The sequence below is a fragment of the Streptomyces sp. ICBB 8177 genome (genome assembly GCF_003144095.1).
Taxonomy (GTDB): Bacteria; Actinomycetota; Actinomycetes; order Streptomycetales; family Streptomycetaceae; genus Streptantibioticus_D.
The window spans coordinates 135,024-155,705 of record NZ_NSKH01000002.1 but is presented as its reverse complement, the minus strand read 5'-3'; the positions used below and the strand labels follow the sequence as shown (position 1 = coordinate 155,705).

General features: G+C 72.5%; 20 protein-coding genes. 15 read left to right on the top strand and 5 right to left on the bottom strand.

Annotated elements, in window-relative coordinates:
- Positions 1-364 precede the first annotated feature (364 nt).
- From CK485_RS01010 to pstB, 10 genes are all read left to right on the top strand, one after another.
- Positions 365-1,108, top strand: coding sequence for a response regulator transcription factor (locus tag CK485_RS01010; RefSeq protein ID WP_109445829.1), 744 nt, complete (start codon positions 365-367; stop codon positions 1,106-1,108).
- Positions 1,105-2,562 (top strand): HAMP domain-containing sensor histidine kinase, encoded by a 1,458-nt coding sequence (locus CK485_RS01005; RefSeq protein WP_199239194.1) that lies wholly within the window; start codon positions 1,105-1,107, stop codon positions 2,560-2,562. Before CK485_RS01010 ends, CK485_RS01005 begins: the two co-directional genes overlap by 4 nt.
- Before the next feature lie 117 nt (positions 2,563-2,679).
- A complete protein-coding gene (mshD, locus tag CK485_RS01000; RefSeq protein WP_109445827.1) occupies positions 2,680-3,606 on the top strand; it encodes a mycothiol synthase in 927 nt (308 codons plus the stop codon).
- A 294-nt stretch (positions 3,607-3,900) separates the two neighbouring features.
- Positions 3,901-6,108 carry an RNA degradosome polyphosphate kinase gene (locus tag CK485_RS00995; protein ID WP_109445825.1) on the top strand — a complete coding sequence of 736 codons (2,208 nt, stop codon included), beginning with the start codon at positions 3,901-3,903 and terminating at the stop codon, positions 6,106-6,108.
- Positions 6,089-7,201 carry a CHAD domain-containing protein gene (locus tag CK485_RS00990; RefSeq protein WP_109445823.1) on the top strand — a complete coding sequence of 371 codons (1,113 nt, stop codon included), beginning with the start codon at positions 6,089-6,091 and terminating at the stop codon, positions 7,199-7,201. The genes CK485_RS00995 and CK485_RS00990 overlap by 20 nt, the downstream gene beginning before the upstream one ends.
- Before the next feature lie 47 nt (positions 7,202-7,248).
- Positions 7,249-7,677, top strand: coding sequence for an NUDIX hydrolase (locus tag CK485_RS00985; RefSeq protein WP_241968088.1), 429 nt, complete (start codon positions 7,249-7,251; stop codon positions 7,675-7,677).
- A 206-nt stretch (positions 7,678-7,883) separates the two neighbouring features.
- On the top strand, positions 7,884-9,017 hold the full coding sequence (gene pstS / locus CK485_RS00980) for a phosphate ABC transporter substrate-binding protein PstS (RefSeq protein ID WP_109445821.1): 1,134 nt from the start codon (positions 7,884-7,886) through the stop codon (positions 9,015-9,017).
- A 104-nt stretch (positions 9,018-9,121) separates the two neighbouring features.
- Positions 9,122-10,111 carry a phosphate ABC transporter permease subunit PstC gene (gene pstC, locus CK485_RS00975; RefSeq protein ID WP_109445819.1) on the top strand — a complete coding sequence of 330 codons (990 nt, stop codon included), beginning with the start codon at positions 9,122-9,124 and terminating at the stop codon, positions 10,109-10,111.
- On the top strand, positions 10,108-11,178 hold the full coding sequence (gene pstA, locus CK485_RS00970) for a phosphate ABC transporter permease PstA (RefSeq protein ID WP_109445817.1): 1,071 nt from the start codon (positions 10,108-10,110) through the stop codon (positions 11,176-11,178). Before pstC ends, pstA begins: the two co-directional genes overlap by 4 nt.
- Before the next feature lie 73 nt (positions 11,179-11,251).
- Positions 11,252-12,031, top strand: coding sequence for a phosphate ABC transporter ATP-binding protein PstB (gene pstB / locus CK485_RS00965; RefSeq protein WP_109445815.1), 780 nt, complete (start codon positions 11,252-11,254; stop codon positions 12,029-12,031).
- A 557-nt stretch (positions 12,032-12,588) separates the two neighbouring features.
- Here the strand turns inward: pstB and CK485_RS00960 are convergent.
- Both CK485_RS00960 and CK485_RS00955 read right to left on the bottom strand, forming a co-directional pair.
- Entirely contained in the window at positions 12,589-13,587 is a 999-nt protein-coding gene (locus CK485_RS00960; RefSeq protein WP_109445813.1) for an inorganic phosphate transporter, read from the bottom strand.
- A 5-nt stretch (positions 13,588-13,592) separates the two neighbouring features.
- Positions 13,593-14,213 (bottom strand): DUF47 family protein, encoded by a 621-nt coding sequence (locus tag CK485_RS00955; protein WP_109445811.1) that lies wholly within the window; start codon positions 14,211-14,213, stop codon positions 13,593-13,595.
- A 210-nt stretch (positions 14,214-14,423) separates the two neighbouring features.
- On the opposite strand from CK485_RS00955, the gene CK485_RS00950 reads away from it, so the two are divergent.
- Positions 14,424-14,795: a metal-sensitive transcriptional regulator gene (locus CK485_RS00950; protein WP_109445809.1), complete on the top strand. Its 372-nt coding sequence runs from the start codon at positions 14,424-14,426 to the stop codon at positions 14,793-14,795.
- Positions 14,796-14,826: 31 nt separating this feature from the next.
- Here the strand turns inward: CK485_RS00950 and CK485_RS00945 are convergent, their stop codons facing one another.
- On the bottom strand, positions 14,827-14,991 hold the full coding sequence (locus tag CK485_RS00945) for a hypothetical protein (RefSeq protein WP_241968046.1): 165 nt from the start codon (positions 14,989-14,991) through the stop codon (positions 14,827-14,829).
- 178 nt (positions 14,992-15,169) lie between these two features.
- Here CK485_RS00945 and CK485_RS28930 point away from each other — a divergent pair, with 178 nt between their 5' ends.
- The 3 genes from CK485_RS28930 (at position 15,170) to CK485_RS00935 (ending at position 18,059) form a co-directional block, all read left to right on the top strand.
- Positions 15,170-15,346 carry a hypothetical protein gene (locus CK485_RS28930; protein ID WP_199239191.1) on the top strand — a complete coding sequence of 59 codons (177 nt, stop codon included), beginning with the start codon at positions 15,170-15,172 and terminating at the stop codon, positions 15,344-15,346.
- Between the two features lie 50 nt (positions 15,347-15,396).
- Positions 15,397-16,320 (top strand): carbohydrate kinase, encoded by a 924-nt coding sequence (locus CK485_RS00940; RefSeq protein ID WP_109445807.1) that lies wholly within the window; start codon positions 15,397-15,399, stop codon positions 16,318-16,320.
- Positions 16,321-16,511: 191 nt separating this feature from the next.
- Positions 16,512-18,059 carry an FAD-dependent oxidoreductase gene (locus CK485_RS00935; RefSeq protein ID WP_109445805.1) on the top strand — a complete coding sequence of 516 codons (1,548 nt, stop codon included), beginning with the start codon at positions 16,512-16,514 and terminating at the stop codon, positions 18,057-18,059.
- 25 nt (positions 18,060-18,084) lie between these two features.
- On the opposite strand, the gene CK485_RS00930 is transcribed toward CK485_RS00935, so the two are convergent.
- A complete protein-coding gene (locus CK485_RS00930) occupies positions 18,085-18,798 on the bottom strand; it encodes a phosphatase PAP2 family protein (RefSeq protein WP_109445803.1) in 714 nt (237 codons plus the stop codon).
- Positions 18,799-19,013: 215 nt separating this feature from the next.
- Positions 19,014-20,042 (bottom strand): bifunctional lytic transglycosylase/C40 family peptidase, encoded by a 1,029-nt coding sequence (locus tag CK485_RS00925; RefSeq protein WP_109445801.1) that lies wholly within the window; start codon positions 20,040-20,042, stop codon positions 19,014-19,016.
- Between the two features lie 290 nt (positions 20,043-20,332).
- Between CK485_RS00925 and CK485_RS00920 the strand changes: the two genes are divergently transcribed.
- The gene (locus tag CK485_RS00920) at positions 20,333-20,641 is read left to right on the top strand and encodes a hypothetical protein (RefSeq protein ID WP_041825083.1); all 309 of its coding nucleotides are present in this window, start codon (positions 20,333-20,335) and stop codon (positions 20,639-20,641) included.
- Positions 20,642-20,682: the final 41 nt, after the last annotated feature.

The window sequence follows — 20,682 nt, the reverse complement described above, 5'->3', positions numbered from 1 at the left end:
GCCCGCAGCAGGAGCAGGGAGCGAGAGAGCGGAACCGGACAGCGGGAGGAGGCCGCCATGGCCCGTCACACCACCGTCAGCGTCAACCGCGCGCGTCACACCCTGGCCGCGTTCGTCACCTGGTGCTCGGGCGGCAGCGGCCCAGCGCGCGGCGGCGCACCGGCGGGACAGACCGGCCTTCCCCCGCTCTCTCCGCCGTCCCCGTCCCCCGCGGCCCGTTCGCGCCGTGCGGGCCGCACCGGCCCCCGCGACGGCGCACCGCGCCACCGGAAAGCCGCTGCGCGCCGCGTGGCGGGGCGGGCCGTGCGAGGCTGACAGTCGACACCTTCCGTCCGCATCGACTTCAAGTCAGAGGTAGTACGTGATGAGCCCCGAGGGCAGCGGCGAGCAGCCGTCCCGGATCCTGGTCGTGGACGACGAGCCGGCGGTGCGCGAGGCGATCCGCCGCAGCCTCGCGTTCGAGGGTTACGACACCGAGCTGGCGGCGGACGGCCTCGCCGCCCTCGACCAGGTCGCCGCCTATCAGCCGGACGCCATCGTGCTGGACGTGCTCATGCCGCGCATGGACGGCCTCACGACGGCCCGGCGGCTGCGCGCGGCGGGGATCACCACGCCCATCCTGATGCTCACCGCCCGCGACACGGTGGGCGACCGGGTGACCGGGCTCGACGCGGGCGCCGACGACTACCTGGTCAAGCCCTTCGAACTCGACGAACTGCTGGCCCGGCTGCGGGCCCTGCTGAGGCGCAGCTCCTACGCCGCCGCCGCGGCCGCCCGGGCGGGCGAACCGGAGGACACCGCGCTGACCTTCGCCGACCTGCGGATGGACCCGGCCACCCGCGAGGTGACCCGCGCGGGCAGGCCGGTGGAACTGACCCGCACCGAGTACACGCTGCTGGAGCTGTTCCTGACCCACCCCCGGCAGGTGCTCACCCGTGAACAGATCCTCAAGTCGGTGTGGGGCTTCGACTTCGAGCCCAGCTCCAACTCCCTCGACGTCTACGTGATGTACCTGCGCCGCAAGACCGAGGCGGGCGGGCTGCCCCGGCTGGTGCACACCGTGCGCGGGGTGGGCTACGTGCTGCGGTCCGCCGAGGGCAAGCCGTGACCGAGGCCCCCTCGCACCGCTCGCCGGCCGGCCCGCGGCGCCTGTGGCGCTTCCGCACGCTCCCGTTGCGGTCGCGGCTGGCCATCCTGACGGCGGCGGCGGTGGCGGTGGCGGTCGGCGCGGTGGCGGTCTCCGCGTGGTTCATCACCCGCAGCGCGCTGACCGACCGGCTCGACAGCTCGCTGAAGGCGTCGTACCACCAGGCGGAGGCCTTCGCGGTGCGGCGCGGCGGCTGCGTGCCCGGCGCGCAGCCCAAGGGCGACCAGGGCCAGCAGCTCTACCTGGGCTCGACCGCGCAGGTGGTGGCCCCGGACGGCACGAGCTGCCAGCTGTGGGGGTACCTGGTGAAGACCCAGCCGGTGGACCGGGCGGTCGCCTCCGGCCGGCGGCCCAACGCGTTCCACGACTCGACCGACTCCAACGGGACCCGGGTCCGCGTCTACACCGAGTTCGACCCGAAGTTCACCACCAACGAGAGCCAGGGCCTGACCATCTCGGTCGCCCAGCCGCTCAACCAGGTCACCGACCCCCTGGACGAACTCGCCCTCATCCTCAGCATCGTCGCCGGGATAGGAGTGCTGGGCGCGGCCACCGCGGGCCTGGTGATCGCCCGCGCGGGCCTGCGGCCGGTGGACCGGCTGACCGACGCGGTCGAGCACATCGCCAAGACCGAGGACCTGGCGATCCGCATCCCGGTCGAGGGCGAGGACGAGATCGCCCGGCTGTCGGCGTCGTTCAACTCGATGACCGCGCGGCTCGCCGCCTCCCGGGACCGCCAGCAGCAGCTGATCGCCGACGCGGGCCACGAGCTGCGCACCCCGCTGACCAGCCTGCGCACCAACATCGAGCTGCTGGCCCGCAGCGAGGAGACCGGGCGGCCGCTGCCGCCGGAGGACCGGCGCGCGCTGCTGGCCTCGGTCAAGGCGCAGATGTCCGAACTGGCCCTGCTCATCGGTGACCTTCAGGAGCTCTCCCGCCCCGACGCTGCCCCCGGCAGCGGCCCGCTCCAGGAGGTCGCGGTGCACGAGGTGGCCGAACACGCCGTGCAGCGCGCCCGGTTGCGCGGCCCGGACCTGCGCATCAACGCGGAACTCTCCCCCTGGTACCTCCAGGCGGAGCCGGCGTCGATGGAGCGCGCGCTGGTCAACCTGCTGGACAACGCGGTCAAGTTCAGCCCCGCGGGCGGCCAGATCGACGTGCGGCTCGCGCGAGGCGAGTTCAGCGTCCGCGACCACGGCCCCGGCATCCCACCCGAGGACCTCCCGCACGTCTTCGACCGCTTCTGGCGCTCCCCCTCGGCCCGCAGCCTGCCCGGCTCCGGCCTGGGCCTGTCCATCGTCGCCCGCACGATCCAGCAGGCGGGCGGCGCGGTGTCCCTCCACGCGGCCCACGGCGGCGGCACGGTGGCGGTGGTCCGCCTCCCGGGCACCCCGGAACCCCGCGAGCTCGCCTGAGACCTGTCCGGCAGCGCCTCGGCCCCCTTGCCACAACTCGCCGCCGTTCCGGGGCACTTGGCCGGAGGGGTCGGCGGTGTCCGGGCGAGAGGGGCCGCCGGTCATACACTCGGCCGCATGAGCGAAGCCGCACGTTCCTCCGCAGTCGTTCGTCGGGTCGAGACGCTGGACGCCGTTCCGCCGGGAGCCGTGGACGAGGTGATGGCGCTGCTCGAACGGGCGCGGCAGGCCGACGGCCAGGCCGCGGTCTCCGAGCAGGGGCGCCTCAACCTGCGCGGCGGCGCCCGGGACGGCGTCCGCCACGTCCTGCTGTACGCGGACGAGCAACTCGCCGGATACGGGCAGTTGGAGGGCGCCGACCCGGTCGAGGCGCCGGCCGCGGAGTTCGTGGTCGACCCCGGGCAGCGGCACCGCGGTCACGGCCGGGCCCTGGGCCGCGCGCTGCTCGAACTGTCCGGCCAGCGGCTGCGGGTGTGGGCGCACGGCGGCCACCCCGCCGCCCGCCACCTCGCCACCCAGCTGGGCCTCGCGCTCTTCCGCGAGCTGCGCCAGATGCGCCGCCCGCTGCCCGGCGACCCGCTGCCGGAGCCCGTGCTGCCGCCGGGCGTGACGGTGCGGACCTTCCGCCCGGGCGAGGACGAGGCGCGGTGGCTCGCGGTGAACGCCGCCGCCTTCGCCCACCACCCCGAACAGGGCTCCCTCACGCGGCGTGATCTCGACGACCGCGAGGCGGAGGACTGGTTCGACCCGGAGGGCTTCTTCCTCGCCGTGCGCGACGAGCGCGTCGTCGGCTTCCACTGGACCAAGACCCACCCCGCCGAGGGCCTCGGGGAGGTCTACGTGGTCGGCGTCAGCCCCGACGAACAGGGCTCGGGACTGGGCAGGGCGCTGACCACGATCGGCCTGCGGCACCTGGCGCACGACCGGAAGCTGCCCACCGCGATGCTCTACGTCGACGCCGACAACGTCCCCGCGGTCACCGTCTACGAGCGGCTGGGCTTCACCGTGCACGAGGTCGACCTGATGTACCGCACCGAGGGCTGACCGGCGCCGTCCGCCGGGGGCGGGGCCCGGCCCCGCCCCCGTCATCCGTTCGGACGCACGTCCCCCGCGGGACGCGCCCCGCTTTCCTGCCTGCCACCTGCCCGTTACCGGTGATTCAAACTCGCTTGCGAACATCGCCCAATGCAGCCCGCTGTGCCGACCCCACGCGGTGATCGCCCGCGCCGTCCCCGCCCGGCGCGACATCCCCTTCCCCGCCCCTCCGACCTGCCGGTTTCCGACGTGACGCAGGAGAATGGAGGGGACGGACCCGAACCGGCGAAGGGCGGCACCGGCATGAACGCGCCACGCACCGCGGACTCACCCGCGCTCGACGTGCTGGGCCCCTCCGACATCGACGCCGGGCTGGACGCCGACACCGACGCCCTGACCGGCACCGACGAGGGCGCGCCGGAGAGCGGGAGCGGGCTCCCGGAGCTGCCGCAGGGCCGGTTCCTGGACCGCGAGCGCAGCTGGCTGGCGTTCAACGAACGCGTGCTGGAGCTGGCCGAGGACCCCACCACGCCCCTGCTGGAACGGGCCAACTTCCTGGCCATCTTCGCGGGCAACCTCGACGAGTTCTTCATGGTCAGGGTCGCGGGCCTCAAGCGGCGCATCGCCACCGGCGTGGCCACCCGCTCCGCCTCGGGGCTCCAGCCACGCGAGGTGCTGGACCTGATCTGGAACCGCTCGCGCGAGCTGATGGCCCGGCACGCCGCCTGCTTCCAGAACGACGTGGCCCCCGCGCTGGCGGCATGCGGCATCGACCTGATCCGCTGGCACGAGCTGACCGAGCAGGAGCAGGGCAGGCTCTTCACCCTCTTCCGGCAGCGGATCTTCCCCGTCCTGACCCCGCTGGCCGTCGACCCGGCGCACCCCTTCCCGTACATCTCCGGCCTGTCGCTCAACCTCGCCGTCGTCGTGCGCAACCCCGCCAGCGGCCACCAGCACTTCGCCCGCGTGAAGGTGCCGCCGCTGCTGCCGCGCTTCCTGGAGGCCGGTCCGCAGCGCTACGTGCCGCTGGAGGACGTGATAGCGGCCCACCTGGAGGAGCTGTTCCCGGGCATGGAGGTGCTGGCGCACCACACCTTCCGGGTCACCCGCAACGAGGACCTGGAGGTCGAGGAGGACGACGCGGAGAACCTGCTCCAGGCCCTGGAGAAGGAGCTGATGCGGCGGCGCTTCGGCCCCCCGGTGCGCCTGGAGGTCGAGGAGTCCATCGACCCGTACGTACTCGACCTCCTGGTGCGGGAGTTGAAGGTCTCCGACGCGGAGGTCTACCCGCTGCCCGGGCCGCTGGACCTGACCGGGCTGTACGGGGTCGCTGCGCTGGACCGGCCGGAGCTGAAGTACCCGAAGTTCATCGCGGGCACCCACCGCGACCTCGCCGAGGTCGAGTCGTCCACGCCGCCGGACATCTTCGCCGCGCTGCGTGAACGCGACGTGCTGCTGCACCACCCGTACGACTCGTTCTCCACCTCGGTGCAGTCGTTCCTGGAGCAGGCCGCCGCCGACCCGGACGTGCTGGCGATCAAGCAGACGCTGTACCGCACCTCCGGCGACTCGCCGATCGTGGACGCGCTGATCGACGCCGCCGAGTCCGGCAAGCAGGTCCTGGTGCTGGTCGAGATCAAGGCGCGCTTCGACGAGCAGGCCAACATCAAGTGGGCGCGCAAGCTGGAGGAGGCGGGCTGCCATGTCGTGTACGGGCTGGTGGGGCTCAAGACGCACTGCAAACTGTCGCTGGTCGTCCGCCAGGAGGGCGAGACGCTGCGCCGCTACTCGCACGTGGGGACGGGCAACTACCACCCCAAGACCGCGCGGCTGTACGAGGACCTGGGGCTACTGACCGCGGACCCGCAGGTGGGCGCCGACCTGTCGGACCTGTTCAACCGGCTGTCGGGCTACTCGCGCCGCGAGTCCTACCGCAGGCTGCTGGTGGCGCCGCTGTCGCTGCGCGACGGGCTGATCTCGCGCATCGGCCGGGAGATCGACCACCACCGGGCCGGGCGGCCCGCGTTCGTGAGGCTGAAGGTCAACTCCATCGTCGACGAGGCCGTCATCGACGCCCTCTACCGCGCCTCGCAGGCGGGCGTGCCGGTGGACATCTGGGTGCGCGGCATCTGCGCCGTCCGCCCGGGCGTCGCGGGCCTGTCGGAGAACGTGCGGGTGCGCAGCATCCTGGGCCGCTTCCTGGAGCACTCCCGGGTGTTCGTCTTCGGCAACGGCGGCGAGAGCGAAGTGTGGCTCGGCAGCGCCGACATGATGCACCGCAACCTCGACCGCCGGATCGAGGCGCTGGTACGGGTCACCGACCCCGCGCACCGCACCGTCCTCAACTCCCTTCTGGAGACGGGGGTCGCCGACGACATCTCCTCCTGGCACCTCGGCCCGGACGGCGACTGGACCCGGCACAGCACCGACGCGGACGGCCGTCCGCTGCGCAACATCCAGGAAATGCTCATCGACGCCCGGAGGCGCCGGCGTGGTCCAGCGACACCCTGACACCCTCACGCGCGAGACGAGCGCGGGCGAGCTGCTGGGCGCCCATCTGGCGAGCCTGTCGGCCCAGTTCCTGCGGGCGCTGCGCTCGCGCGAGCAGAACGAGGCGGCGGCGTCCACCGCGCTGAGCGCGTCGGCCCGCCGCATCAGCGCCGCCCTGCACACCTACGAGCCCCTGGTGGACGCCGCGTGGGCCCGCTCCCTGCGCACCGAACTCGCCTGGCTGGGCGGCACGTTGTCATTGGAGCGCCGCCTGACCCTGCAACTCGCCCGGGTCCACGGCGCGTTGCACCGGCTGGCGGCGAACGCCCCGCAGGCCACCGACAGCGCGGCGGACGTGCCCGGCGACGGCACGACGGACCCGGCCACGCGAGCCGACGCGAACGCCGCCGCCGGGCCCGACGCCGCCGCCGGGGCCGCGCGCGCTCCGATGGCCATCGGGGCCGCCCGGGCCGGTGCGTTGCTGGAGCGGCAGCTGACGCTGGCCAGGACCCGGGCGCACTCGGCCACCCTGAGCGCGTTCGGCTCCGCGCGCTTCCACGCCGTCGCCGACAGCGTCGCCTTACTCGCCTCCGACCTGCCGCTGACCCCCGCCGCCGGCGCCTCTGCCGCCGGAACGCTGGCGCCGCTGGCGGAACGGGCCCGGCTGCTGCTCGCCGAACAGGTCGCGCTGCTGCCGCTGCCCCAGGCCGGATACCCGCACGACCACCACGCGCTCAACGCCACCCTCGCCGACGCGCCGGACGGCACCCACGCCCAGGACGCGCCCTGGCACCGGGCCCGCGAACTGCTGCGGGTCGTGCGGTACGCCCAGGAGGTTCTGGGCGAGACGGCGCCCGGCGGTGACGACCCGGCCCGGCTGCGCACCGCGAGCCACGCGCTGGACCGGCACCGGGAGGCGGCCGAGGCGGCCCGCGCGGTCGCCGCCGCCGCCCGCACCCCCCGCATCACGCCCGCCACGGCCTACGCGCTCGGCGTCCTGCACGCCGACCAGCGCGCCGAGGTGGAGGCCGCCCGGCAGGCCTTCGGCAGGCTCTGGCAGCGTGCCGCCGCACCCACCCCACCGACCGCTACCGCTCCCGCACCGGCACCATGAGCGGGAGCCGTACCAAGCGTCGGGACCCCGACACCGCGAGGGACACCATGGCCAAGCTGTCCACCGCCGCCCCCGTCCGCGCCGCCGGCGCGGTGCTGTGGCGGCGCTCCCCGTACGACCGCGGGATCGAGATCGCCCTGGTGCACCGGCCCCGCTACGACGACTGGTCGCACCCCAAGGGCAAGCTGAAGGCCGGTGAACCCGAAGCGGCGGCGGCGCTTCGTGAGGTCAAGGAGGAGACCGGCATGGACTGCGCGCTGGGCGCCCCGCTGCCCTCCTCGTACTACCTGGTGAACGGCCGCCCCAAGCACGTGCGCTACTGGGCCGCCGAGGCCCTGGACGGCTCGTTCGCCGAGAACCGGGAGGTGGACCGGCTGGTGTGGCTGCCGCCCGCCGCCGCCCGGGCCCGGCTCACCCACGACCGGGACCGGCCGCTCGTCGACGCCCTGCTGGACACGCTGCGCGACGGTGCCTGACCTTCGGTACGTGATGCCGAGGGCGTATGCCACACCGATGGGCGAGGTTCACCCCGCGTTCACTCTCCTTCGTCGGCGGCTTCACCTGTTCTGCCTAATTTCAGCCTTACCGGTGAACTGACGAACGCCGGTGACGAGTCACACCAGCACCACCCAAACCCTTGCTTCGCCGGGCGTCGGCGGGCTCCAGGAAGGAACACTCGAAGGTGAAGCTTCAGCGGAAGAGCGGGCTGCGTGCCCTGGCCGTCGGCGCGGCGGTCGTCTCCGGCGCCCTGGTCCTGACGGCCTGCGGCTCGGACAACAACAGCGGCTCCAGCAGCCCGTCCTCGGGTGCCTCCAACTCCGCGGCCGGCAGCATCAAGTGCGGCAGCAAGGGCAACCTGCTCGCCTCCGGCTCCACCGCCCAGCAGAACGCGGTCAACGTCTGGGTGAAGAACTACATGCAGGCCTGCCCGGGCACGCAGATCAACTACAAGGGCACCGGCTCCGGCGCGGGCGTCACCGAGTTCCTCCAGGGCTCCACCGCCTTCGCGGGCTCCGACTCGGCGCTCAAGCCCGACCAGATCGCCCAGTCCAAGAAGGTCTGCGGCGGCACCGGCCAGGCGATCGACCTGCCGATGGTCGGCGGCCCGATCGCGGTCGGCTACAACCTGCCGGGCGTCAGCAACCTGGTACTGGACGCGCCCACCCTGGCGAAGATCTTCAACGGCAAGATCGTCAAGTGGAACGACCCGGCGATCGCCAAGCTCAACCCGTCGGCGAAGCTGCCCTCCACCGCCATCCAGGCGTTCCACCGCTCGGACGAGTCGGGCACCACCGACAACTTCACCAAGTACCTCATCGGCGCCGCCGGCTCCGACTGGCCCTACAGCGGCGGCAAGGCCTGGCAGGCCAAGGGCGGCCAGTCCGCGCAGGGCTCCTCCGGTGTCGCCGCGCAGGTCAAGCAGACCGCGGGCTCCATCGGCTACTTCGAGCTGTCCTACGCGACCGCCAGCTCGATCCCGACCGTGGCGATCGACACCGGCGCCTCCCAGCCGGTGCAGGCCAGCTCCGACAACGCGTCCAAGATGATCGCCGACGCCAAGGTCGTGGGCACCGGTGACGACCTGTCGCTGAAGCTCAACTACGCCACCAAGGCCGACGGCGCCTACCCGATCACCCTGGTCACCTACGAGATCGTCTGCGACAAGGGCAACAAGTCCGCCACGCTCGGCGCCACCAAGGGCTTCCTGAGCTACATGGCGGGCAGCGGCCAGCAGGGCCTGAGCGGCCAGGGCTACGCCCCGATCCCGGCGGAGATCAACGCCAAGGTGCGCTCCACCATCGACTCGCTCTCCTGACCCGTCCGGCCGGCCCCGCCGCCTCCCCGCGTGGGGCCGGCCGACCACCCATCCGGTGCACCGCCACCAGGGGGCCACCGCCCCCGCCAGACCGGAGCAGACCCATGGACACGACTCCAACGGACTCCCTCGCCCCTCCCGCCCCCGCTCCCGCCAGGAAGACCGTCACCCGTCCCGGTGACCGCGTCTTCCTGGGCCTGTCGCGTGGTTCCGGCATCCTGCTGCTGGTGATCATGGCCGCGATCGCCGTCTTCCTGACGGTGCGCACGATCTCGGCGGTCAGCCAGGACCACGGCAACTTCCTGACCACGTACCAGTGGAACGCGGACAGCACCCCGCCGGTCTTCGGCATCGCCGTGCTGGCCTACGGCACCGTGGTCAGCTCGGTCATCGCGATGGCGATCGCGCTGCCGGTGTCGATCGGCATCGCGCTGTTCATCTCGCACTACGCGCCGCGCAGGCTCGCCACCCCGCTCGCCTACGTCGTCGACCTGCTCGCCGCCGTGCCCAGCATCGTCTACGGCCTGTGGGGCGCCCTCTACCTCGTCCCGCACATGCAGGGCCTGACCGCGTGGCTCGACCAGTACCTGGGCTGGACGGTGGTCTTCAAGCAGTCCGCCCCCGGCACCGCGGCCCGCTCGCTGTTCACCGTGGGCATCCTGCTCGCCATCATGATCATCCCGATCATCACCAACGTCAGCCGTGAGGTCTTCCGCCAGGTGCCGCGGGCCCACGAGGAGGCCGCGCTGGCGCTGGGCGCCACCCGCTGGGAGGTGGTCAGGATGTCGGTGCTGCCGTTCGCCCGCTCCGGCATCGTCTCCGCCTCGATGCTGGGCCTGGGCCGGGCGCTGGGCGAGACGATGGCGGTCGCCACCGTGCTGTCCTCCTCGCCGGTGCTCACCGCGCACATCCTGGATCCGGCGGGCGGAACGTTCGCGCAGAACATCGCCTCGCACTTCGGTGAGGCCACCGACTTCGGCCGGGACGCGCTGATCGCCTCCGGCCTGGTGCTCTTCGTGATCACCCTGCTGGTCAACGGCGCCGCCCGGATGATCATCGCCCGCCGCAAGGAGTACTCGGGAGCCGCAGCATGAGCGCCGTCGTCCAGGACCAGCCCAGGTCCGACCTGCGCCCGCCGCTGGCCCACCGCAGGCTGCCGCGCTGGGCCCCGGCCGCCGTCGCGGTCGCCGCCGTCGCGGTCGCCTGCGGCATCGGCGCCGGCGCCGGACTCACCAGCCACCTCCAGTGGGGTCTGATCGCCCTGATCCTCTACGTGGCCGGCACCTTCACCCTCACCTCGCTGGTCGAGGGCCGCCGGCAGGCGAAGGACCGGGTCGCCACCAGCCTGGTGTGGGCCTGCTTCGTGCTCGCCGTGGTCCCGCTGTACTCGCTGATCGAGACCACGATCGCCAAGGGCGTGAAGGTGCTCGACGGCAACTTCCTGACCCACTCCATGGGCGGTGTGATCATCACCGGCCCGGGCGGCGGCGTCTACCACGCGATCATCGGCACTCTGGAACAGGTCGCCCTGGCCTCCCTGATGGCGGTGCCGATCGGCCTGTTCACCGCGATCTACCTGGTCGAGTACGGCCGCGGGAAGCTCGCGAAGGCGGTCACGTTCTTCGTGGACGTGATGACCGGCATCCCGTCGATCGTCGCGGGCCTGTTCATCCTGGCCTTCTGGATCATCATCCTGGGCTTCGGCTACTCCGGCTTCGCGGGCTCGCTGGCCCTGGCGATCCTGATGATGCCGGTGGTCGTCCGCTCCACCGAGGAGATGCTCAAGCTCGTCCCCAACGAGCTGCGCGAGGCGTCGCTCGCGCTGGGCGTGCCGAAGTGGCGCACCATCCTCAAGGTCGTGCTGCCCACGTCGATCGGCGGCATCCTGACCGGCGTGATGCTGGCGGTCGCCCGCATCGCCGGTGAGACGGCCCCGGTGCTGCTGCTGGTCTTCGGCAACCAGCTGATCAACAACAACCCGTTCAGCGGCGCCCAGTCCTCACTGCCGTACTACGTCTACGAGCAGTACGCCAACGGCAACGACGCCTCCTACGACCGTGCCTGGGCGGCGGCGCTCGTGCTGATCGCGTTCGTGATGATCCTCAACCTGCTGGCCCGCGGCCTCGCCCGCTGGAAGGCCCCGAAGACCACGGGCCGCTGACCCGGCCTTCGCCACACGCGCATACGCGGCAAACGCGCTGTACGCGGCATACGAAAGAAGAGTTGGTAACCCCATGGCCAAGCGCATCGACGTCAGCGGCCTGTCCGCCTACTACGGCACCCACCTGGCCATCGAGGACATCTCGATGACCGTCGAGCCCCGCTCGGTGACGGCCTTCATCGGCCCCTCCGGCTGCGGCAAGTCCACCTTCCTGCGCACCCTCAACCGCATGCACGAGGTCACCCCCGGCGGCCGGGTCGAGGGCAAGGTGATGCTGGACGAGGAGAACCTCTACGGCGCGGGCGTCGACCCGGTCGCGGTGCGGCGCACCGTCGGCATGGTCTTCCAGCGCCCCAACCCGTTCCCCACGATGTCGATCTACGACAACGTGGCGGCGGGCCTGCGGCTGAACGGCACGGCCAAGCGCAAGAAGGACCTCGACACGGTCGTGGAGCGCTCGCTGCGCGGCGCGAACCTCTGGAACGAGGTCAAGGACCGCCTGAACAAGCCCGGCGCGGGCCTGTCCGGCGGTCAGCAGCAGCGGCTGTGCATCGCGCGGGCGATCGCCGTGGAGCCGGACGTCCTGCTCATGGACGAGCCGTGCAGCGCGCTCGACCCGATCTCGACCCTCGCCATCGAGGACCTGATCGGTGAGCTGAAGGAACGGTTCACGATCGTCATCGTCACGCACAACATGCAGCAGGCGGCCCGGGTGTCGGACCGCACGGCCTTCTTCAACCTGGCCGGCGTCGGCCGGCCCGGCCGCCTGATCGAGATCGACGAGACCCAGCGCATCTTCTCCAACCCGTCGGCCCAGGCCACGGAGGACTACATCTCCGGCCGCTTCGGCTGACCGAGACCGCCGTGGCGATGCTGCATGGCGGTGCCACCGCCACGGCCAGGGCCCGCCCCCAACAGGGGGCGGGCCCGATCGCGTTGCCGGACACCGTCAGTTCGGGCTGTCCAGGGAGGGGGCCCGGCAGGGGCTGGGGAGCCGGGAGCTCCGGTGGAGTACGTAAGAAAGTGGGGCCCAGGGGGCGGAGCCCCCAGTGGAACGCGGCAACGTGGGGGCCCGGGGGCGAGTTCCCGGTGGAGTGACCAGGAGGTCGGGGCCCAGGGGGCGGAACTCAGTGGAACGCAGCGGCGTGGGGCCCAGAGGGCGGACCCCCGGCAGGGTGCCGGGGAAGAGGGGGCCCAGGGGGCGGAGCCTTAGTGGAACGCAGCGGAGTCGGGGCGCAGGGGCGGAGCCCCCGGCGGGGTGCGCACGAGGTCAGGGCCCAGGGGCGGAGCCTCGGCGGAGTGCGCAGGACGTGGGGGTCCAGGGAGCGGAGCCTCCGGTGGGGTGCGGGGCGGAGCCCCGCGGCCGGGCCACCCACCGGCCCGCGGGGCGGGTGGGTGGGCGAACGGACCTCAGCCGAACACGCCCCGAACACACCAGTACGCCAGCGCGGCGACCACCGCCGCCGCCGGCATCGTGATGAACCACCCGAGCACGATGTTCTTGGCGACCCCCCACCGCACCGCCTTCAGCCGCTTCGTCGCGCCCACGCCCATGATCGCCGACGTGATCACGTGCGTCGTCGAGATCGGCGCCTTGAAGATGTACGACGTGATGTAGAGGATCGACGACGAGGTGACCTCCGCCGCGAACGCCTGCGGCGGATCCAGCTGGATGATCTTCCGCCCGAGCGTGCGCATGATGCGCCAGCCGCCCGCGTACGTCCCCAGCGACATCATCAGCGCGCAGACGATCTTCACCCAGATCGGGATGCCCCCGCCGGTGTCCTTGCCCGCGATGATCAGCGCCAGCACGACCACGCCCATCGCCTTCTGCGCGTCCTGCAACCCGTGCCCCAGCGCCATCGACGCCGCCGAGACGGTCTGCGCCGCGCGGAACCCGCGCCGGGTGCGGTGCGGATTGGTGGTCCTGCGGAAGATCCACAGGATGGCCACCATCACCAGGTAGCCCACGATCAGGCCGACGACCGGCGAGATGATCATCGGAAGGATGACCTTGTCGAGCACGCCGTTCCAGTGCACGGTGGCCGACCCGGCGAGCGCCGCGCCGACCAGGCCGCCCAGCAGCGCGTGGCTGGAGGAGGACGGCAGGCCGAAGTACCAGGTGACCAGGTTCCACACGACCGCCCCGACCAGCGCGGCGAACAGCACGCCGAGCCCCCGGTTCCCCGAGGGCGCGTCGATGATGCCGCTGCTGACGGTCTTGGCGACGCCGCTGCCGATGAACGCGCCGATGACGTTCATGACCGCGGCCATGGTGAGCGCCACCTTGGGGGTGAGCGCCCGGGTGGAGACCGAGGTCGCGATGGCGTTCGCGGAGTCGTGGAAGCCGTTGGTGTACGTGAAGCCGAGCGCGACGCCGACAACGACGACGAGTGCGAAGGTGTCCACCTGGGTCAGGACTCCTTGACCGCGATGGTCTCCACCGTGTTGGCCACGTGCTCGAAGGCGTCCGCCGCCTCTTCGAGGACGTCCACGATCTGCTTGAGCTTGAGCACGTCCATGGCCTCGTACTTGCCGTTGAACAGGTGCGCCAGCAGCTTGCGGTGGATCTGGTCGGCCTGGTTCTCCAGGCGGTTGACCTCGATCCAGTACTCGGTCAGGTTGCGCATCGTGCGCAGGTTGGGCATCGCCTCCGCGGTCAGCTCCGCGGCCCGCGCCAGGACCTCGATCTGCTGCTCGACACCCTTGGGCAGCTCCTCGATCTGGTAGAGGACGACCAGGTCGACGGCCTCCTCCATGTAGTCCATGATGTCGTCGAGCGACCCGGCGAGCGTGTAGATGTCCTCGCGGTCGAACGGCGTGATGAACGACGAGTTGAGCTGGTGGAAGATCGCGTGCGTCGCGTCGTCACCCGCGTGCTCGGCGGCACGCATGCGGTCGGCGATCTCGGCCCGCGCGGAGGTGTCGGCCCCGAGCAGTTCCATCAGGAGTTTCGAGCCGGTGACGATGTTGTCCGCTGACGCGGCGAACATGTCGTAGAAGCTCGTCTCCCGGGGGGTCAGACGAAGGCGCACTGGGAGTCCTCTGGGTGCTGGGGGCGGTCCCGACGATGCTAGGCGCATCGCCGTGCCAGGGCGAACCGGCGTTCACCAGTGTCGCCCATAGGGCAGAGTGCTCCATACAGGTGGGGGGTCGAACCCGGGACCGATTCGGTACCATATACCCGTAGGGGGTATAACGGGCATGGGATGCGACGGGGCATGCGACGGGGGACGGAGGGCGTCATGACGCACGGGGAGACGACGGCGCCGGGCGGACCGGACGCCACGGCGGCCGCGGAGGTCCGGCATGCCGCCGCCGGGTCCCCGGCCGGACCGCACGGCTACAGCGGCCGCAAGGACCAGCACCTCAAGCGGCTGCGCCGGATCGAGGGCCAGGTCCGCGGGCTCCAGCGGATGGTCGAGGAGGACGTCTACTGCATCGACATCCTCACCCAGGTCTCCGCGGGCACCAAGGCGCTCCAGGCCTTCGCGCTGCAACTGCTGGAGGAGCACCTGGGGCACTGCGTCGCGGACGCCGCGGCCAAGGGCGGTCCCGAGGCGGACGCCAAGGTCGCCGAGGCGACCGCCGCCATCGCCCGCCTGCTGCGCGCCTGACCCCCTCGCCCGCGACCGGGACGGCGCGCGGCTATCGCAGCCGGCACGGCTCGGGCGGTTCCGCCCGGCCGACCTCCAGCACCTCGTCGATGCGGGCGAAGCTCAGCCGTCCTTCACCGACCGCCGACGCCGCGATCATCAGCTCGCCGCACAGCTCGATCTCGGCGAGGGCCACGCGGTCCTGATGATCCGCCACCTGCGATCCGGGCGACGACGCCACGTGCACCACCTCCTCGTCCAGGAACGGTCCGGGAACTCGACGGAAACCGGGTCTCCAGCCTAGGGAGCGCGCCGCCCCGGGCGCATGGCACGTACGGGCCATTTCGCCCGGCCCCCCGGGCATCCGCGCGGCATCGACGGGGTAGCGTGGAGGTGTGCTCCCTCCGCAGGCACGTTCCGAGGCACCCACCCATCGCACCCACACCGCCGAGCGCGGCGCCTTCGCGTACGCGCGGTGCACCTGCGGCTGGTCGGGACCGGCCCGCAGAGCCCGCGACCGGGCCCGGCAGGACGCCGACGAGCACTCCTCGCCCCAGCCCGCCGCCCGCTGACACCCCGGCGGGCCGCCCGCACCGCCTTCCGGTAGGCGAGACTGCGGGGCATGGCGAAGATCGTGGTGGCCGGTGAAGCGCTGATCGACCTGGTCCCGCGCGGCCCGGGCGCGCTCGCGCCGCTCGACCCGAGGCGCGGCGGCGGCCCGTACAACACGGCGCTGGCCCTGGGCCGTCTCGGCACGCCCGTCGCGTTCCTGTCCCGAATCTCCCTCGATCCGTACGGCGAGGCGCTGTTGGACGGGCTGCGCGCGGCGGGCGTGGACACCTCGCCGGTCGCGCGCGGCCCGGAGCCGACGACGCTGGCCGCCGCCACGCTCGACGCGGCGGGCTCCGCCTCGTACACCTTCTACGCGCGCGGCACCGCCGACCGCCTCTTCGAGGCGCCCGCCGAACTGCCCCGGGGCCTGCGGGCGATCACGTTCGGCACCTGCTCGTTGGCGCTGGAGCCGGGCGCGAGCGCGTACGAGCAGGTGCTGCGCCGGGCGGCGGCGTGTGGCGCGCTGACCGTGCTCGACCCCAACATCCGGGCCGCCCTGATCCCGGACGCCGCGGCCCACCGGCGCCGCTTCGCGACCTGGCTGCCGCACGTCGGCCTGCTGAAGCTGTCGGCGGACGACGCGGCCTGGCTGGCCGGCGGCGATCCGGCCGAGGCCTGTGAGGAGTGGCTGACGCGCGGCCCGGCGGCGGTCGTGCTCACCGAGGGCGCGCGCGGGCTGACCGCGTTCACCCGGCACGGCCGCGTGCGCGCCGACGCCGTCGCCGGGCCGGTCGCCGACACGATCGGCGCCGGGGACACGGTCAACGCCGCCCTGCTGCACTGGCTCGCCGCGCGCGACGCGCTCGGCCCGGAGGCGGTGGCCGCGCTGGAGGAGGAGGCGTGGCGCGAGGCGCTGGCGTTCGCCGCCCGGGCCGCCGCCCTCACCTGCTCCCGTCCCGGCGCCGACCCCCCGTTCGCGAGCGAACTGGCCTGAGCCGGAGTCAAACCGGCCAACTCCCCCCACTCCGGGACAGACAGGCCCGAAGACCACCGAACACCCCCGACTCGCACCGCGCTTCGGGGCGTACGCCCGCGCGCCTGGGCACGCGCGAAGGAACCGCCGGGCCGCCCCCGCGCATCTCCCACCGTGCACACATTCGAACCATCACCCGTTGGAGACGCCCCATGGCCGACCGCCGGACCGTACTGCGCAGCGGCGCCGCCCTGACGGCCGGAGGGCTGCTGAGCGCCTGCGGAGGCCGGGGCGCCTCGACCGCCACCGCCGCCGCCACCCTGCCCGCGCAACGCGCCACCGCGACCTCCGGCAACGCCGCGCCGGCCGACTGGACCGCGCTCGCCCGCGGGCTGCACGGCACCCTGGTCCGCCCCGGCGACGCGGACTACGACACCGGCCGCAAGCTGTACAACACCCGCTACGACGGCCAGCGCCCCGCCGGGATCGCCTACGTCACCGGTGCCCCCGACATCGCCGAGTGCCTGGCCTTCGCCCGCCGTGCCAAGGTCCCGGTCTCCATACGCAACGGCGGCCACTCCTACGCGGGCTGGTCCTCCGGCAGCGGCCGCCTGGTCGTCGACGTCTCCAAGATGGCCGGGATCAGCGTCTCCTCCGGCGCCGCCACGGTCGGCGCGGGCGCCAAGCTCATCGATGTCTACAACACCCTGGGCGCGCGCGGCGTGACGATACCCGCCGGGTCCTGCCCGACCGTCGGCGTCTCCGGGCTCACCCTCGGCGGCGGCCACGGCGTCGCCGCCCGCGCCTACGGTCTGACCTGCGACAACCTCACCTCCGCCACCCTGGTCACAGCCGACGGCAGGACCCTGCGCGCGGACGCGCACACCAACACCGACCTGTTCTGGGCCCTGCGCGGCGCCGGCAACGGCCAGTTCGGCGTGGTCACCCAGCTCTCCTACCGCACCCACCCCGCGCCGGCCTGCGTCACCGGCTACCTGACCTGGCCCTGGGCCAAGGCGGCGCAGGCGATCGCGGCCTGGCAGGAGTGGGGCCCGGGCCTGCCCGACGAGATCTGGTCGTCGCTGCACCTGGACTGCGCGCCCGGCGGCTCCCCCACCCTGTCGCTCGCCGCGTTCTCCCTGGGCTCCTACGGCGACCTGCTCAACGCGGTCGACCGGCTGGCCGACCGGATCGGCCCTGCCTCCAGCGTCTCGCTGCGCCGCCACGCCTACCTCGACGCGATGAACGCCTACGCGGGCTGTACCGACCGCACCCCGTCCCAGTGCCACCTGCCCGGCCCGACCCCCGGCAGGACCGCCAACGGGCAACTGGGCCGCGAGACGTACACCGCCCGCTCCGACTTCTACGACCGCTCGCTGAGCGCCGCCGGTGCCGCCGCGCTGGTCGCCCAGGTGGCGGCGCTGCGCTCGCGGCGCGGCGGGGGCGCGGGCTCGGTGGCGCTCACCGCGCTGGGCGGCGCGGTCAACCGGGTGCCGGTCGGCTCGACCGCGTTCGTCCACCGCACCTCGCGGTTCCTGGCGCAGTACATCGCCTCCGACGCCCTGAGCGGCACCAGTTGGCTGAACGGGCTGTGGACGGCGATGCGCCCGTACGCCTCGGGCGCCGCCTACCAGAACTACACCGACCCGTCGCTGACCAACTGGCGCCAGGCGTACTACGGCCCGGCCGCCGCCCGGCTGACCGCGCTCAAGCGGCAGTACGACCCGAACCGCGTCTTCGACTTCCCGCAGGCGCTGTGAACCGCCGGCCCCGGTGCGGTGGCCGTTACGCGGCCAGGTCCTTGTCGCAGGCCGCCGCGTCGCGCACCGGGTCCACCGTGTCGCCCCACACGCCCAGCGCCCGTTTGCGGACCGGGTGCCGGGCGGAGCGCACCAGCGTGCCCGCCGGGCCCCGGCCGAGCGCCCGGGTCAGCGGGACCAGACCCAGCGTCGCCAGCGGGGCCAGCAGCAACGCGGCGGCGGTGCCCAGCGCCCAGCCGCCGATCACGTCGGTGGGGTAGTTGACGCCGAGGAAGACCCGCAGGAAGCCCTCGACGGCCGCGAGCCCTATGCCGAGCAGCCCGGCCCTGCGGTGCACCATGAACAGCCCCACGCCGATCGCCATGGCCAGCGTGGAGTGGTCGTTGACGAAGGAGAACTTCGACGTGCCGCGGACCAGCACATACAGGTTCTGCTGGCCGTCGAGGGGCCGCGGCCGCTGCACCACCTGACGGATCGGCACGCTCAGGCCCAGTGCGATCAGCGCGGCGAGCGCGGACCACACCACCCCGGCGACCGCCGCGGGCGCGTCGTCGCCCTGACGCCTGGCCACCCGCCACCAACACCACAGCACCAGCGCCACCGATGCCGCGGGCATCCCGTACTCACCCAGCAGCCGAGCGAGGTGATCGAGCCAGCCGGGGGCGAGCCGTGCCAGGCCGTTGAGCTTGACGAGCACTCCGACATCGGGGCTGGAGCCGTCGAACGCCAGCTCTTCCATCCTGGACACCCCTCACACCGGTCGTCATCGCCCCCGCTGCCAACCCCCGCGGTACTCGTGCGGCATCGTTGTCGCACGGCATCCATTGAACGGGGTTTCCGGCGCCGAGGGTTCCGCCCTTACCGGAAGATCGCCAGGAAGTTATCGAAGGGATACCGCACGCCACCTGCCAGGGCCAGAGCCTGACTCTCTGTCATGACGGTGGAGTGACGGTCTCACGACGACGGGGTGTCGGTCGGGAGTGCCTGAGCACCGGCCTGCGTCACCCGGGTCGCCCCGATGTAGTCCGCCTCGTCGATCGGGTCGAACCGAATCGTAGCGCCGGTGTGCGGCGCGTCGATCATGTAGCCGCCGCCCACGTAGATCCCGACGTGGTGGATGGTGCGCGGATCCGACAGATCGGTGGCGAAGAACACCAGATCACCGGGGAGGAGTTGACTGCGCGTCGGGTGCGGTCCGGCGTTCCACTGGTCGTTGGCGACCCGCGGCAGGGTGATCCCGACCGACTTGTACGCGGCCTGCGTCAGCCCCGAGCAGTCGAACCGCCCGCCGTCCGCCGCGGTGCCGGTGCCGCCCCACAGGTACGGCGTGCCCAGCTTGGACTGCGCGAAGTAGATGGCGCCCGCGGCCTGCTGCGACGGCGCGAGCGTGGAGGTGGGCGCGGTGAAGCTCTGCGCCAGCGTGGTGATGCGCCGCACGTAGTTCTGCGTCTCGCCGTACGGCGGCACGCCGTCGAACTGGATGACCGCGTAGGCGCCCGCGTTGTAGGCGGCCAGCATGTTGTCGGTGGTGTTGCCGGGAACGTTCTTCACGTCCTGCGCGAGCTGGCAGTCGTAGGAGGCGGCGGAGGGGATCGCGTCGCCCGGGTCCCACACGTCGGCCTTCCCGTCGCCGTCCGCGTCGAAGCCGTGCGTCGCCCAGGTGCCGGGGATGAACTGCGCGATGCCCTCCGCGTCCGCGCCGCTGACCGCGTTCGGGTTCCAGCCGCTCTCCTGGTACAACTGCGCCGCAAGCAGCGGCGGGGACAGCGCCGGGCACAGCCCGCCCCACTTCTCCACCAGCGACACGTAGACCTCGGGCACCGCGCCCGGGGCGAGGCCGACCGCCCCCTCGGCACTGCCGGCCAGCGAGGCGGCGGCCGAGTAGGTGCCCACGACCAGCAACACGAGGAACGAAAGGCACGCTCCCACGCCGACGGTGACGACGAGCCAGGTCCTGCGCGCGGTACCGCCGAGCCCGCCCATCGGCCGCCCCTCCCTCGCTCTCCTGACCCCTGATCACCAGCGTCGTTGCTCTGTGCTAGCACCCGTGATACACACAGTAAGGTCCCCGGCCCCCTTCGGACACCTGTCGGACACGCGTCCGCATCATGGTTCCGCGCACCAGTGTGGACGGCAGGTCGCGGATCACACCGGGAATCCGCCGAGAAAGTCGTCCGGTCGACATCCGGCGGCGACATTGTCGGCCAATATAGAGTCTGGTCCCCTGCACCCTGCGCGGGACCCAACTGATCATGCGGGGCGGTGAGTTATCCATGTTCCTGGCAGCCTCGAAGGGCGACATCAACACCATCATCGGCGGTATCGCGCCAAACTGGGGTCCCTTCGGCAACCTTGGGAACGAAGCACGGGTGATGGTCGAGGTCGTCATGGCCGTCGCGATCCTGCTGTGCCTGGCCATCGCCATCTGGGGAGCGGCGAAACAACGCATCGGCGCCACGGCGCTGCGCGATACGTTCAGCGCCGAGCAGGGTAAGGGTCTGATCATCGCCGGGCTGACCGGCGTGTTCATCATCGGCTCGCTCGGCACCCTGTTCACCATCGTGTACGGGATGGCGGTCTAGCCGCCCCCCGCGCCCCCGTACGCCCCCCGGGGCCCGTCCCA

Coding starts and splice junctions, on each gene's coding strand:
- CK485_RS00940 (WP_109445807.1), top strand. CDS start 15,397: ATGGCGAAGATCGTGGTGGCCGGTGAAGCGCTGATCGACCTGGTCCCG.
- CK485_RS00920 (WP_041825083.1), top strand. CDS start 20,333: ATGTTCCTGGCAGCCTCGAAGGGCGACATCAACACCATCATCGGCGGT.
- CK485_RS00930 (WP_109445803.1), bottom strand. CDS start 18,798: ATGGAAGAGCTGGCGTTCGACGGCTCCAGCCCCGATGTCGGAGTGCTC.
- CK485_RS00925 (WP_109445801.1), bottom strand. CDS start 20,042: ATGGGCGGGCTCGGCGGTACCGCGCGCAGGACCTGGCTCGTCGTCACC.
- mshD (WP_109445827.1), top strand. CDS start 2,680: ATGAGCGAAGCCGCACGTTCCTCCGCAGTCGTTCGTCGGGTCGAGACG.
- pstA (WP_109445817.1), top strand. CDS start 10,108: ATGAGCGCCGTCGTCCAGGACCAGCCCAGGTCCGACCTGCGCCCGCCG.
- CK485_RS00985 (WP_241968088.1), top strand. CDS start 7,249: ATGGCCAAGCTGTCCACCGCCGCCCCCGTCCGCGCCGCCGGCGCGGTG.
- pstB (WP_109445815.1), top strand. CDS start 11,252: ATGGCCAAGCGCATCGACGTCAGCGGCCTGTCCGCCTACTACGGCACC.
- CK485_RS00950 (WP_109445809.1), top strand. CDS start 14,424: ATGACGCACGGGGAGACGACGGCGCCGGGCGGACCGGACGCCACGGCG.
- pstC (WP_109445819.1), top strand. CDS start 9,122: ATGGACACGACTCCAACGGACTCCCTCGCCCCTCCCGCCCCCGCTCCC.
- CK485_RS00995 (WP_109445825.1), top strand. CDS start 3,901: ATGAACGCGCCACGCACCGCGGACTCACCCGCGCTCGACGTGCTGGGC.
- CK485_RS00935 (WP_109445805.1), top strand. CDS start 16,512: ATGGCCGACCGCCGGACCGTACTGCGCAGCGGCGCCGCCCTGACGGCC.
- CK485_RS01010 (WP_109445829.1), top strand. CDS start 365: ATGAGCCCCGAGGGCAGCGGCGAGCAGCCGTCCCGGATCCTGGTCGTG.